We start from the raw sequence: 14,327 nt of genomic DNA on the forward strand, positions 1-14,327 counted from the left end.
TTTTGTATACCAATTTACATATTTTTAAACGAGATTTAACAATAAATTAGCTAAGCCTGTCATCTGCAATTCTTATTACTCAAATGCTATCCAAACTAAAGTTTTCTGTTGTTAAACAAAATCTAATAAACTGGGCAGGTTTTCCTTATTTAAGTTTATTAATTTGGATGCTTCCGCTATTGCTATTAGGTATAGGTGATAACAGCTTGATGGCTCATGATGAAGGACTTTACGCTGGGCGATCGCGCTTGATGTATGATTCGGGTGACTGGATAAATCCTTGGGGAACTCCACATCATAAAACACCGGGTTTTTATTGGTTAATTGCTGCTTTTTATAGTTTATTTGGAATCAGTGAAATTAGCGTTCGTTTACCAAGTATGATTGTTGGTATTTTGAGCGTGTTGCTTGTATATGAAATTGGCAAAATATTATTAAATAAAAAACTTGCTTGGTTGGCTGCTGCAATTCTCAGCGTAGAATTTCTTTGGCTGCAATATTCTCGTTTGGGAACTCCAGATGTTTCGATGGTTTTTCTGGTACTTCTAGGAATATTATCTTTATTAAAAGCTGAATTAAATTTCCAGCATCGTTATATTTGGGGTTTAATTGCTGGGTTTAGTTTTTCTTTTGGCTTCTTATTTAGAAGCTTCATGATTTTTATTCCGATCGTAGCTTTATCCCCTTATTTAATATTGCAGTATCGTCGTCACAATCATTTAGCAAACCCAATGTTATACGTGGGATTTTTATTCGGGTTGGCACCTACTATAATTTGGTTAAGGCTTAGTTACTTACGCTTTGGTAGCGATAGTGTTGCAAAGTTAATTAATTTTGTAACCAAACTTAATTCTAGCGAGCGTCATAATAATAACTGGATTTATTATTTTTGGAATGTCCCTATTATAGCTTTTCCTTGGTCGTTGTTTAGCTTCTTTGGTACGGGCTTATTAATTCGCGATTTGCTGTCCAAATATATTTATCAAAGTGAAGAGATTAACGATAAAACTTTAATATATAGTAATTATAAAAGTAAAGAACACAGCAATTACACAAGCGAGTTAGATAAAAATAATCTCAGCCAGAAACACGGCAATAAAAATAGCGAGGAAGATGCTCGCACTAAAAAAAAAGAAGAATTGAATTATTTAAAAGATATTTCAATTATAATAGGATTTCCGCTGATTTTCTTTGTTGAAATCAGTATTTTTTCAACTCGAACATCTCACTACAGTCTTTGCTTGTATCCTTTTATTGCTTTACTTGCTGCGGTAGCTTTAAGTTGGCTGGGAAAAATTTGGAATCAACAAAATAAAGAATTTAAAATCAAAAGTATACCTTTATTTTCTATTTCTTCAACTCGTATTCTAAAAACTTTAAACTATACTTTTGGTACCCTGGGAATGATACTTTTATTAACAGGTACGATTGTTTTCTTTATCAGCGATAGCGATGGAGAAATCCGCAATTATGCAATCATAGGTTTAGTATTAGGTTTGGGCTGGTTAACTCTACCCTTAATTTGGATTGCTCGCTGTCGCTTTGGTAAAAATATAATTACTGCACGCTATTGGATAGGTGCTTGGTTAATTTCTGCTTGGTTAACTTTAGCGGTAACTGGTAGTTTGGGTTTATTGAGCAATTACAATCCTGATTTCCAAGCATTTTTACAACAGCCAGAAATCAGTCAAACTTTGAAAAATCATCCGATAAATTTCGTTAACGTTGGCGGTAAAACTGGAGTTTTGATTAATTTTTATACTCCAAAACATGGGAAACGAATAAATATAAATGAACTTTCCCAACTTTCTGCTTCGAGTTACGCTTGGATACCTCAAAAACAAGCTTTAGAAATATCGCAACCTCATCGCGTAATTGGTGAAGTGCAAAAATATCAGTTGATTCATTTGGAATGAGGGGATGGGGCATTGGGCATTTAGATCCCCCCAACCCCCCTTAAAAAAGGGGGGCTTTTTTTACCTGATTAAAAACCCCAACCCTAATTATAAAAATCGGGGCTTTATTCCCTCCTTCTTAAGGAGGGTTAGGGAGGATCTTATGTAGCGCAATATCGAGTTTTCATCATTCAAACCTTTCTCTAAAAGCACCAACAACGCTTTCATCCTTCGTATTATCCAAAACCGCAAACACAACCTTTTCAAACAAACCGTTAAATTTCGGATTTTCTACAAGATGATAATGAAAATATCTCGCAACATCATTGGGATTATTTTTGAATACACCACAACCCCAAGCACCTAAAACTAAGACTTTATAATCATTTACTGCTGCAACCGACAATAACTTTTCTGTACGTTGCAACATCGTACTTTCAATTTTATTTATTTCTTGTTTTTTACCATTTTTTCTCACAGCACCAGCATTAACAGCAGGTACTGTCAAAATTGAAATTGAAAAAGGTTTATCCAATAATCTGTCGTAATCATCTCTAATAACCGGCACTTGCGGCGAATAAATCATATCATCGAGATAAAGACACGAATCGTAATTTCTGTTTTTCTCGTACATTTTCGTCATTTGAGAAATACAAGGATAAAGCCCGGTTGCTCTTGCTAAACTTTCTTCCTGTGCTTGACTACCATTAAGAAATCCACCGCCGGGGTTTTTGGCAGAAGCGAAATTTAAACATAATACTTTGTCAAAGCTTTCTTGATTTACCAATCTATTAGCAGCATCAAGAGTAGTTTCGTTATTTATTTTAAACTCTATTTGATTTTGATTTTCTCTGGCTTGCTTTTTACGTAATTGAGAAAATAATTTAAAAAAATCGTCTTCAGAATAATGAATAGAACCTTGAATGGCTAATTCTAAACTTTCTCGGATATTAATAGTTTCTTTTTGTTTATTTTGATAAAAACCTATTTCTAAAATATTAACAGTTTCTTGGGCGATCGCCGCACGTTGTTCTCTATTTTTACTCATATTCTAAAAATTATATAAAAACTCCGCGTTACTCTGCGTAAACCTTTGCGCGACTTTGCGTTAAATAAATTAAATTTTACTCAACCAACCCACTCAAAGCCTCAATCAATACCTTATTCTCCTCATCCGTACCAACAGCAATTCTTAACTTATCTTCCAACCCTTCCTGTTTAAAATATCGAATCAAAATACCTTGTTCTTTCAACTTCAAATATAAATATTCAGCATTCCCTTGGGGTGGCTGCACTAATAAAAAATTCGTCTGAGAATCCCAAACTTTAAAACCTAATTTTTTTAAATCTTCCGACAGCCTTCCCCGCGATATTTTAACCTTTTGGGCACAGCTATTTTTATAATTTTGGTCGCGCATGGCAGCAGCACCGATTGCACAAGCTATAGCATCAATGTTGTAGCTATCTTTAATTTTATACAAACCAGCTAATAACTTAGGATTGGCAATTCCGAATCCCAATCTAATCCCTGCCAGCGAATATCCCTTTGATAAAGTACGAATAGAAATTACATTTTCAAACTCTTTAACTACAGATAACGCATCGCCAGAAGCAAAATCACAATAAGCTTCATCAACAACCAAAACACCAGATAATCTTGATGCTAATTGTTGTAAATCTTCTACTGGTACAATATGTCCAGAAGGGCTGTTAGGAGTGGCTATAAAAGTGACAGCGCCATCAACTTTTACTAATTCTTCTATTGGTAATTTATAGTCTTCTGGATAATCAATTTCTACTGTCTGGGCTGGCTGCATTTCTACTAAAGTACGGTAAAGTACGTAAGTAGGCATAGGATAAACTACTTTTCTACTAGCATCAGTACAAGCCCGAATTACTAAATTCAGCACTTCATCGCTACCGTTACCTACTATTATCCAATCAGCAGGAACACTTAAAACATCACTAGCAGCATTGCGAAATTCCGTAGCAGAAGCATCCGGGTATCGTCGCAACCATTCCCAATCGAAGTTTTGCAAAACATTTTTTACTTTTGGGGAAGGAGGATAAGGATTTTCGTTGCTGTTTAATTTAATGATTTTACTATCAGATTTTGGCTGCTCTCCAGGGATATAGCCAGTCATTGCATCAACTTCAGCACGGAAGAAACTAGTCATACGATTTTGGATTTTGACAACGGATGCTTTTATTTTAGATTTTGGATTGACTTTAGCAGATAAAAATATTTTTTTGGATATGTGAGGTTAATTCAAAATATCAATTAAATCAAGCAAGATGCTCGCACTAAAAATAAACATAAATGAGTTTCTTCTTACTATTCCCTGTTCCCTATTCCCCGTTTCCTATTCCCTCTTAATCATACTATTTAATGCTAATCGTGAAATTTCAGGAAATAAATCCCAATCAGATGCATAAGCTTCATCGTCAGCAAAAACAACTAGAATATAAGTTTTTCCATCGGGTGTAGTGATAATTCCAGCATCGTTACGGGAATTAGAAGTCAAACCTGCTTTTCCCTTAAAATCAACATCATTTGGTAAAGATGCGCTCAAAAATCCTCTTACGGGATTAAATTCATCAGAATTCTCATCGTCTTTTTTTATATTCCTCTTTTGAGCATCTATTGTTAACCATTTTGCCATTTTTTTACTAGAATTTGATGATACAGATTGTTTTTTGTAAATTTCATATAGCAGTCTGGCAACCTGTTGAGTTGAGATTTGATTACGAATCAGATTTTCCCGATTTTCTCGCAATATTAATTCCGAACCTTCTGGTTGAGAAAGATTTGGTGATGAAATTGGAAATGTTTTCTGACTGACATTTATGTTGTCATATCCTGCTTGTTGAAAATATTGATTAACTTGTAATCTTTTCTTTTTCCAATTTCGAGATTCTTCTCCTTGAATATTTTCTTGGTATTCAGTGTGAGAAATTTTATCAACAATATAGCTAGCAGAGTCATTATCAGATTTTTTAATCATTTCATCTAGATATTGAGTAAAATCTGCTTCCGATAAAATCTCTTTTTCTATTTGAGCATAAAGGTAAACCATCCAAAATAGTTTAACTACACTTGCTGGGTATCTGAATTTTTCTTGTTGATATCCCGCAGTTTTGCCGGTTTTTATGTCAATTAATGTAATTGATAGTGGCTGAGTTGGTAAATTTTTCTCTTTAGCTAAATCAACAACTCGATTGACAATTTTCTCTAATTGTTTACTTTGAGTAAATTGAGGAGATGTTGTGATGTTATATGCTAATTTTGAAGTATCTATACTTTCTAATGATTTAGTTGGTGAAGCTGATGCTGTAGGTGTCGATCGCACAGCCGTGGATTGATTTACTTCTTTGGCACCTTTTTCGGTACTATCGGCATTTTGTTGTTTTAATAAGACTAAACCGATTGAAGCTATCGTTAAGGCAACTCCAATAACTATACTCGCAAATCGCAGCCGTAATAATTGAGCAGAGCGTTTTTTATCGCTGATTCTCATTGTTTATATGTTTATACTAAAAATAAACTTAAAATTTGCGATTGAGATAAAACAATACATTATTAATGAATACTAATAACGTCGATCGTTTTGTAATCAGAAATTTTTAAACTTCCATCTTCTAACTGTAAAGAATATCTAATTAATCTAGTATCAAATGAAGTATTTTCACCAGGAACTATTTCCCCACTCTGATAAAATATTCTGTCTTCAGTAACTACAATATCAATTGTTGCTCTATTATTACTAGCAATAAATTTTTCTACAGAATCAATTTTTTGTACTCCATATCGATAATAAGAATTATTGTTTTCTAACCACTCTAATGAACTATCAGTACCTACATTTTTTCTATATGCTTCACCTGTAGTTAATTCTGCCCCTAAATTGCGATCAAAAGGAGGTGCAAATAATTCTCGCTTTGCATCTTGCCATTGATTCAATACAGAAATAGCTGCTTCTCTTGTAATCGATGATGTCGCAGGTGTAAAGTTATTTGGATTAGAAGATTGCTGTGCTGGCTTATTTGCAGTTTGATTCAAATTTGTAGTATTAGAAGCATCACCCAGATTCGCTGATGGTTTGTTAATTATTGAGATACCACCGATCGCACATACCCCAATTACAGTGCCTATAATCGTAGCTTTTTGCCAGTCTTTCATTCCTCGATTAACTACAGTTGTTGGTGCCTGAGTTAGTGTCTGGGCTGCTGGTGTTGAAATTTCAGTCGGAGGTTGTGTCGATGGTGCAGGAATGTAAGGTACCGTGGGCGGAAGAGGAATTGCTTCAGTTTGCAATGCTTGTAACATTTCTTTAGCAGTAGCAAAGCGATCGCGCGAATGAGATTGAATCGCCTTATCAAAAACTGCGGCAAAGCTAGAGGTAATATTTGGAGCATATTCTCGCCAGATAATTTCACCTGTAGATGGATTATTTGGTAATTCTTGGGGTATTTTCCCCGTAAGTAAGTATATCGCAGTTAGTCCCAAACTATACAAATCGCTAGAATATACTGGTCTTCCGGCTGTTTGTTCGCTGGGCATAAATCCCGGTGTGCCAATCACAATCGACTTCGCGGAATTTTCGGAAACTGCTACTACTGTTTGCATGGTTTCCTTAACTGCACCAAAGTCGATTAAAACAGGTTTGCGATCGCTATGACGAATTAAAATATTATCGGGTTTAATATCTCGATGAACGATACGTTTACCGTGAATGTAGTCCAGTACGGGTAAAATATTAATTAAAATTTCTTTAACCGAAGCTTCGCTTAAAATTCCTTGTTGCTGCACCTTTTTTGTTAAGGTGTCTCCTTCTATATATTCTTGAATTAAGTAAAATTGCTCATCGTTCGTAAAATAAGCATATAGTTGGGGAATTTGATTTTTACCATCACTTAATTCTTCTAAAAGTGCGGCTTCTCGCTGAAATCTTTCTTGTACTAATTGATATATTTGCGGGTTGTGTTCTACTGGTTTAAGTTGTTTAATTACACATTTACGTTTAGAAGGCATTTGGGTATCTTCAGCCAAATAGGTTTCGCCAAATCCCCCCGAAGCTAAAACTTTAATTACTTGATAGCGATGGTTTAATTGTGTTGGTGTCATCATAGGTTCACACCCAATATTTATTAAACTATAGCCACAAATAATACATTTACCCACCAGAATATTACTTGAAAGAAATCAATAATATTTTCATAAAAACTTTACTTGAGCTAGCTTTATTAGCTGAAACCTCAAATAAAAAGGTATTAAATCGCTTCTCGTCTTTTTCCTCTGTTCCCTATTCCCTTAATTCAACTTACTTGAATCATCAAAGTTCCAGTTTTGCTGCGTCGCATTCCATACAAGATTGAACCTTTGAGCATCAGGAATTTCTCTCCCAGATTTCAGATAATATTTCATTTGTACTTCCACCGTTGCAGTATTAGAAGTTGTTGATAAAGTCCTTGCTCGTTCAACTTCAACTCGTTGAACTTTGTTCCACCAATTTGTATATTCGGAGTAATTATTATTAGATTTGTTTCTTTTAAATTTCGCAGAAAGTTGATTCCAGCTAGTTGTATAATTACGATTATTAATAGTGTTATAGTAATTAAGTACTGCTTGAGAAGCTGATAGTTGGGAATCTGTTTTAGGACTTTCTAGTTGAGAACCGTAAAAATAGTTTGGCGATGCATTTGCATCTTCACTTGCAAGGGCACAATAAGCATTTTGATTGCGTTGAACGTAATTTTTTAGTGACTCGATACAGTTTGTACGACTGCTAAATTTCGCAGCGAAAACTTGATGGTATGGATTATTAGATAAATTAGGATAATCTTGCAACCAAAATTTTCCAGCTTGGCTATAGCCAGCATTTTTTAATTCTGTAATTTGGTTGTTAGCATTATTAATTTCTCGAAATGCCGAATCTGCCAGAAAATAAAACTTTTGAGGTTGTTGTTTGGGAGGAGTAACAGCGGGTTTACTTGGTGTTGCTGTAGGCTTTGGCTGAACGGGATTAACGGAATTAGTTTGTTGCGATCGCTGTTTTTCTTGAACGAATATAAAAGCTAACAGCACGCATCCACCAATTAAACTACCCATTAACGCCGACGTGAACCAGTTTCCTGTTTTTCTTGGTTTTGCCACTGGTGTCGATGGCATAACTTGTACTGTTGGCTGCGGTTGTAGTGCATTAAGCATTTCTCTCGCAGAAGAAAAACGTTCTCTAACTTGAGAGCGAATTGCTCGATCTAAAACTGCGACAAAATTAGGGTTGATACCGTTTTTCTCCCAAATAATTTCACCGCTATAGGTATCTGTTTGCAATTCTTGCGGCATTTTAGCCGTCAGCAAATAAATAGCTACTAACCCCAAACTATACAAATCGCTGGCAAAAGTAGCCCTCCCAGTAGCTTGTTCGATTGGCATAAATCCTGGCGTACCGATGACAATCGAACTAGTAATACCCCCACGAGAATCAACTTGTGCAGCCATCGTCTCTCGCACCGCACCAAAATCGATTAAAACTGGTTGATTATCTGAAGAGCGGAGAATAATATTTTCTGGTTTGATGTCGCGGTGAACAATGCCTTTACTATGAACGTAGTCGAGGACATTTAACAAACTAATTAATATTTCTAGTACCCCAGACTCATTCAAACGCCCGCGATTTTGAATAATTTCGCTCAAAGTCAGCCCTTGAATATACTCCTGAGCTAAATAAAATTGCTGTCCTTCGCAAAAATATGCATATAATCTAGGAATCTGAGAGTTACCGTCACCGAGAGCTTCTAAAATCGCCGCTTCTCGCGCAAACCTCTGCTGCACGAGTTGATAGGTTTGAGGATTATCTTGAATTACTTTTAATTGTTTAATTACGCATTGGCGAGTCGAAGGTATCTGGGTGTCTTCTGCTAGAAAAGTTTCTCCAAATCCACCGCTTCCTAAAGTCCGAAGTATTCGATAGCGGTTGTTGAGCAGCATTTGAATAATTTAATTCTTGGGCTAGTAAGCTATAAGAAATACTGTCATATATTTTACTCAATTCTTAACCATAAATACTAGATAAATAACCTACAGAATCAAAACCCGCTAAGTAGGTAGGCTTAATTAAATATAAGATGATACCTCACCCTGCCTCCGGCTTCCCTCTCCTTCCACCAGGAGAGGGATTGAGAAGCCACTGCGTTGCGGAGGTTTCCTCCGTTGTAGCAAGTGGCGTGGTGAGGTTTTATATTTAATTTGACCTAGTTACTTATGACAGCGGGTTAAGAATTGATTATTTTAGCTGCTTTCTTGAGCTATCAACTTACCCAACTCAGAAAAACTCAGTCTTAATAAGTCGATATATTCTTGTGTTTGCTGATACTTACTAGTAACACTCACAGTAATACTATCGGGCTTGATAATATAGCCGATACCATAGCCATTATCTGCCACTTGACCAAAACAAAATAAATCCATACCCATTCCTGCGGCTAAACTACTTGTACAAATAGTTGACTCACCAAGAACTTTATAAGCTTTATCTTGGTAGATTTGTGGCATCATTCCTTGGGCACGCGCTAACCTTAATAGTGATTGTAAATGGCGGTCAACACCATATCCTTGCTGACAATCTTTCTGGCGAGATACATGAGCAGCTACAGCTTTCTTAAGGGCTGCATATTTTGCTTGATCTGAATCCTGTTCGGTAAAAGTACGAATCAATTCTACTGACTCAGGAGTAACCGAACGCATCGCCTCTGTACGTCCGTATGCGAATCGCCGAGTATGTACTGATTCATATACAGAATCGATTTTATTGCGTAACTTCACATAAGCAAGTTGAATTGCTAATTGAACCACAGCATCCGGACTCATACGGTAGTTTTTAATCGAATTTCCCCCGAATTCTTGGTATTCCAAAACCTTTATTTCATGTTCGGAAATAAAACCTTCAACTTCTGCTTCTGCTTGTTTAATTTCGGCTAAAATTTCTTCACTGAATTTCCACTGCAATTTTGTAGGTGGTTCTAACTCAACAGAAGTATTTTGCGCCGATTCCTGGTTTTGCTGTCGTTCTTTATTGACTTCATACAAATAACGCATGACAACAAAACCATCAATTCCCACATGCTCCACATTAATACCCGACCAGCCATTAGATGTAAAAATTAATTGTAGAGGCTTGTCAAACCAACGATTTTTTCCATCTCCATGTAGTACAGTTCCAGATGCTGCTTCTATATTTGCTGGTGCTGTATCATCTAAGCAAACTACAAATAAAGCACTATCTAATAAATCTAAAGAATGAGCATTTTCTGGATCTAAAGCTACCGTACCTTCACGAACAACAGCCCAAGAAGCCCTTTGCATCGCAGTTAATGCTCCTAAAGCTGGTTCCTCACAAGAAGTAGAAGAAGTATTTTCTAAAATCCAATTTATTTGTTGCTCTATTTCTCCTACTGGTGCAATTTTTTCCTGTTTGAGCGGTTGTAACGAGTAAAATTCATTTTGGTAAATAAGTACAACATTCTCTCGTTCTGGACTATGACGCATTTGATCGCGTTTAATACCAGGAATTCGATTCCAACCAAACAAATTCTCGTACTGAATCATACACATTGGTTGATTACCATTACGCGGTGAATCCCGATCTGGTTCTAGTTCGCGTCGTTTTATCTTGAGATAAAATTTCAACGTATCGACAATCCAATTTGCAGCGAGTTGCGCTTGGGGTAGTTCTGGTTGGGAAATTGGTGTGAGTATTCCGCCAAAGTTTTTATTGATAACTAAAGCCCCGCGATATTCCGAAAAACTTTCTTCTCGATAATCGTGAACGTAACTGGTTTTGGTAGCACGATTGATTATTTCTAACTGCTGCTGTAGTTTTTGACCGCTTTCTTGCTGAAATTCCTCAACTACTGCTTGAGTTCGATCTATTTCTTGTTCGCTTAATAACGGTGCAACTATCTGAAGATATAGTTTGCAGGTTTGTTCTAATGTTGGTAAAGGTAGCTTAGGAAGAGAATTTTGGAATTGGTACGTCATTGGTTGTTTAATTAATACTTTTAGGAATTAACAATATGATGTTCTTAAATTTTGATTTGATAGACTTACCGATCGTGCAAGATGTTTTCCTCTGTATCTTCGGCTTCTCTATAGTTTAATTATCAGTAATCTTTGAACGGGATAGAAGTAATCTTCAACACAAAGTCATATTAAAGACACTTTTTTAAAATTTCATTAGTGTCTCCTATGATAATCGCTGTTTGAGAAGTCATTAGACTGTAATTGTACATAATCAAATCAAGTGCAAAAATAGCAGGTATGTAATGGTTAGTAAACAACTTAAAAAAGCGCCGCTAAAAATTGAAGAAATTATAAATTTTCAGCAGTATCCCATTGCAGACCTATCTCAACAAAAATCGTTAGATTTAATTGCCGATTGTCGCCAACAGTTACAGCAAAGAGGATGCTGTGTATTAAAAAATTTTTTAACTACTAATGCACTTTTTTTAACTCAACAAGAATCTTTATTGCTAGAACATGAAGCATACTATTCAACACGAAAAACAAATATATTTAAAACAGATGATGACCCAACATTAGCACCCGAACATCCAGCACGATTTTTTCTTGAACGAACCAATGCTTTTGTTCCTCAAAGTAAATTTCAACCGCGATCGCTTTTCCTAATTATTTACCACGCAGCAATTTTTCAGAATTTTATTGCAGCTTGTTTGGCAACCGAAGTTATATATGAATATAACGATCCCTTAGCCGGATTAGTCTTAAATATTTTACGACAAGGCGCACAACATCCGTGGCATTACGATGATAATGATTTCAGTATTGTTTTGATGGTTCAAGCTGCCAGCGAAGGTGGAATTTTTGAATATGCTCCTAATATTAGAACACCATCAAGTGAGAATTTTGAATTAGTCAGTAAAGTTTTACATGGATGTTACGAAGGTGTTCAAACAAATAATTTACAACCGGGAGACTTACAGATATTTCAGGGTAAATTGTCTCTACACCGTGTAACAAAAGTAGTAGGAAATCAACAACGTTATACAGCTATATTTTCTTACACCAAAGAACAGCAGATCGCTCGAAAACTACAAGATAACGAGTTGTTATTTGGTCGAGCATCCTTAAAGGATGTTTCAAAATTATCCGACAACAGGTGCTAATGCCATCTCTTTATAAAGATAAAGATGCGCTTAAATCAGCCCATACAGGTGATTTAGCGCAGCCTAATACAGAATTGGTATAGTAGATCGGCTATTTTTTTGGTTTTAGAACTAAAATCATTGATTAGAACCTTAAAACTACGTTTAACACTTGAGAAAATTCTCAACTATTTATCTAAAACCTAAATACCTACCCTTGAAAGCCTTCAAAAGGGGGGCGCTATTAAGTCCTAATTGTATCAAACCATTAACTTTACTGTGTCGGCGGAAAACTTTGTCATGTGGGCAAATTTTCTCCACTTACCACAAAAAAAAATTTTTTTCCGATATTTTTTTTGTAGCTTCCTCATATTGACAAATTGGATGCTATATTAGTAAGGCTATTAGTGTGCGTACATATATAGATAGTTTTCTTAAAACCTGTGGCAAATTCAAGATCGGCTCTCAAACGTGTTTTAGTTGCAGAACGCAACAGACTACGTAATAAATCCTATAAATCGGCATTAAGAACGTTGATGAAGAAATACTTCACCACGTTGGATAAATATAAAGCCGAACCTTCGGAAGAATTAAAGAAAGAAGTATTAGATAGTATGTCTGCTGCTTACCAGAAGATAGATAAAGCAGTCAAACGGGGTGTTCTTCATCGTAATAATGGAGCCAGACAAAAATCTCGTTTAGCGAAACAACTAAACTCTGTGACTCAATAGCAGGGCTAGTTAGTTAGATTCATAAAGTCAGTAGCAATTACAAACGATAGCTGGCTTTCTTCCCAAGGATAAATCAATGCAGTTGATTGACACCCACGTTCATCTTAACTTTGACCAATTCCAGCCCGATTTGGAAGCGGTGCGCGATCGATGGCAAGAAGCGGGTGTAGTGCGTCTGGTGCATTCATGCGTTGAGCCATCGGAATTTTCAGGAATCGAGGCATTAGCCGATAGATTTCCTGAAATTAGTTTTGCCGTGGGGTTACATCCCTTAGATGCCCAGAAGTGGACATCCCAAACAGCCGACGAAATCGAATCCTTAGCATCTGCTGGGGATAAGATTGTCGCGATTGGCGAAATGGGGCTGGATTTTTATAAAGCTGATAATAACGAGCAGCAAATTCTAGTGCTGGAAAAGCAGTTGGAAATAGCAGCAAAGCTCGACTTGCCAGTAATTATTCACTGTAGAGATGCAGCATTGGAGATGAAGCAAGTGCTATCTCGTTTCAAAGAGCGGTATGGAGAAAAGGTGCGGGGAGTAATGCACTGCTGGGGTGGAACCCCTGAAGAAACCCAATGGTTTTTGGACTTAGGGTTTTATATCAGCTTCAGCGGAACCGTTACTTTCAAGAATGCCCATGCAATCAAAGAATCAGCTGTTATGGTGAATGGCGATCGCCTTCTCATTGAAACTGACTGTCCTTTTCTAGCCCCAGTTCCAAAACGAGGGCAAAAACGAAACGAGCCATCCTACGTTCGTTTCGTAGCCGAACAGGTAGCTAACTTGCGAGGAGAAACCTTAGAGTCAATTGCACAAACTACTACCAAGAATGCCTGCGATTTATTTGGTTTAAAGCTGTAAAAATCATTTGGGTGTGGATATATTTCAAGCTAATTCAGAAATCCTACTTTAGGAGGATGGGAAATATGATATAATTCATTCCTCCGATTATGTATGCTTAGGTCATAATAGTTGAGTGGCACTGGCAATATAATTAGCTGAATTATTAAAAACGCTCAAGTGAAAGCTGTTTCGTTGTTTCATGTATCTCCTGTAACGCAAATCCTTATGAAGGATAATTACGGTTTCAGTAAGGAAATATATGAGCTTCTAACTAGCTTACCCATTACGGCTGAATTATTTCATTTATAGAAAACTATTTAAGGTTCTGAAGCTCGGTATAGGAAGAATCTAGCTCGAAAACAAAGTCATTCGCCGAAAAGCTATCTTCCCAGCGCCTTCCATTAATTCCTTTAGTAATAGGATATCATCACTGCGACGGAATTATTGGCTGTTGGAATAGCGTTGATAAAACACGAAGACAGTATTGCTTGTTTGAATTAAAGCGCCAAAACGGAGGGGGAATGAGTAAAGAAAAACAGTTTCTTCTGGATCGGAAAGCCAGCGAAAGCGCGAACAAACTCAGGCAAATAATTAAGATGCTTTTTAATTTTACCTATCTGTAAGGAGAGGATTGATTTTTTGATGTTATATGCCATGTACTGGCTGTTATCCTCCATTGATGCATAAAATTGC

General features: G+C 36.4%; 10 protein-coding genes. 4 read left to right on the top strand and 6 right to left on the bottom strand.

Annotation, left to right across the window (positions count from 1 at the left end; translation table 11 throughout):
- Positions 1 to 83 precede the first annotated feature (83 nt).
- Positions 84 to 1,916, top strand: coding sequence for an ArnT family glycosyltransferase (locus tag ACM03V_RS05450; RefSeq protein WP_414619741.1), 1,833 nt, complete (start codon positions 84 to 86; stop codon positions 1,914 to 1,916).
- 166 nt (positions 1,917 to 2,082) lie between these two features.
- Here the strand turns inward: ACM03V_RS05450 and ACM03V_RS05455 are convergent, their stop codons facing one another.
- From ACM03V_RS05455 to ACM03V_RS05480, 6 genes are all read right to left on the bottom strand, one after another.
- Positions 2,083 to 2,943: a TIGR02452 family protein gene (locus tag ACM03V_RS05455; RefSeq protein WP_414619742.1), complete on the bottom strand. Its 861-nt coding sequence runs from the start codon at positions 2,941 to 2,943 to the stop codon at positions 2,083 to 2,085.
- 76 nt (positions 2,944 to 3,019) lie between these two features.
- Entirely contained in the window at positions 3,020 to 4,072 is a 1,053-nt protein-coding gene (hisC, locus tag ACM03V_RS05460) for a histidinol-phosphate transaminase (protein WP_414619743.1), read from the bottom strand.
- Positions 4,073 to 4,258: 186 nt separating this feature from the next.
- A complete protein-coding gene (locus ACM03V_RS05465; protein ID WP_414619744.1) occupies positions 4,259 to 5,413 on the bottom strand; it encodes a serine hydrolase in 1,155 nt (384 codons plus the stop codon).
- Positions 5,414 to 5,475: 62 nt separating this feature from the next.
- Entirely contained in the window at positions 5,476 to 7,023 is a 1,548-nt protein-coding gene (locus ACM03V_RS05470; protein ID WP_414619745.1) for a protein kinase domain-containing protein, read from the bottom strand.
- A 183-nt stretch (positions 7,024 to 7,206) separates the two neighbouring features.
- Entirely contained in the window at positions 7,207 to 8,886 is a 1,680-nt protein-coding gene (locus ACM03V_RS05475) for a protein kinase domain-containing protein (RefSeq protein WP_414619746.1), read from the bottom strand.
- 300 nt (positions 8,887 to 9,186) lie between these two features.
- Positions 9,187 to 10,935: a choline/carnitine O-acyltransferase gene (locus ACM03V_RS05480; protein WP_414619747.1), complete on the bottom strand. Its 1,749-nt coding sequence runs from the start codon at positions 10,933 to 10,935 to the stop codon at positions 9,187 to 9,189.
- A gap of 284 nt (positions 10,936 to 11,219) precedes the next feature.
- Between ACM03V_RS05480 and ACM03V_RS05485 the strand changes: the two genes are divergently transcribed.
- The 3 genes from ACM03V_RS05485 to ACM03V_RS05495 all read left to right on the top strand — a co-directional run bounded on the left by ACM03V_RS05485 (position 11,220) and on the right by ACM03V_RS05495 (position 13,652).
- Positions 11,220 to 12,080: a hypothetical protein gene (locus ACM03V_RS05485; protein WP_414619748.1), complete on the top strand. Its 861-nt coding sequence runs from the start codon at positions 11,220 to 11,222 to the stop codon at positions 12,078 to 12,080.
- 422 nt (positions 12,081 to 12,502) lie between these two features.
- Positions 12,503 to 12,790 carry a 30S ribosomal protein S20 gene (rpsT, locus tag ACM03V_RS05490; protein WP_414619749.1) on the top strand — a complete coding sequence of 96 codons (288 nt, stop codon included), beginning with the start codon at positions 12,503 to 12,505 and terminating at the stop codon, positions 12,788 to 12,790.
- Between the two features lie 76 nt (positions 12,791 to 12,866).
- A complete protein-coding gene (locus tag ACM03V_RS05495) occupies positions 12,867 to 13,652 on the top strand; it encodes a TatD family hydrolase (RefSeq protein WP_414619750.1) in 786 nt (261 codons plus the stop codon).
- Positions 13,653 to 14,327 lie beyond the last annotated feature (675 nt).

The sequence above is a fragment of the Calothrix sp. CCY 0018 genome, assembly GCF_963920925.1.
In the GTDB taxonomy this organism is placed as follows: domain Bacteria; phylum Cyanobacteriota; class Cyanobacteriia; order Cyanobacteriales; family Nostocaceae; genus Rivularia.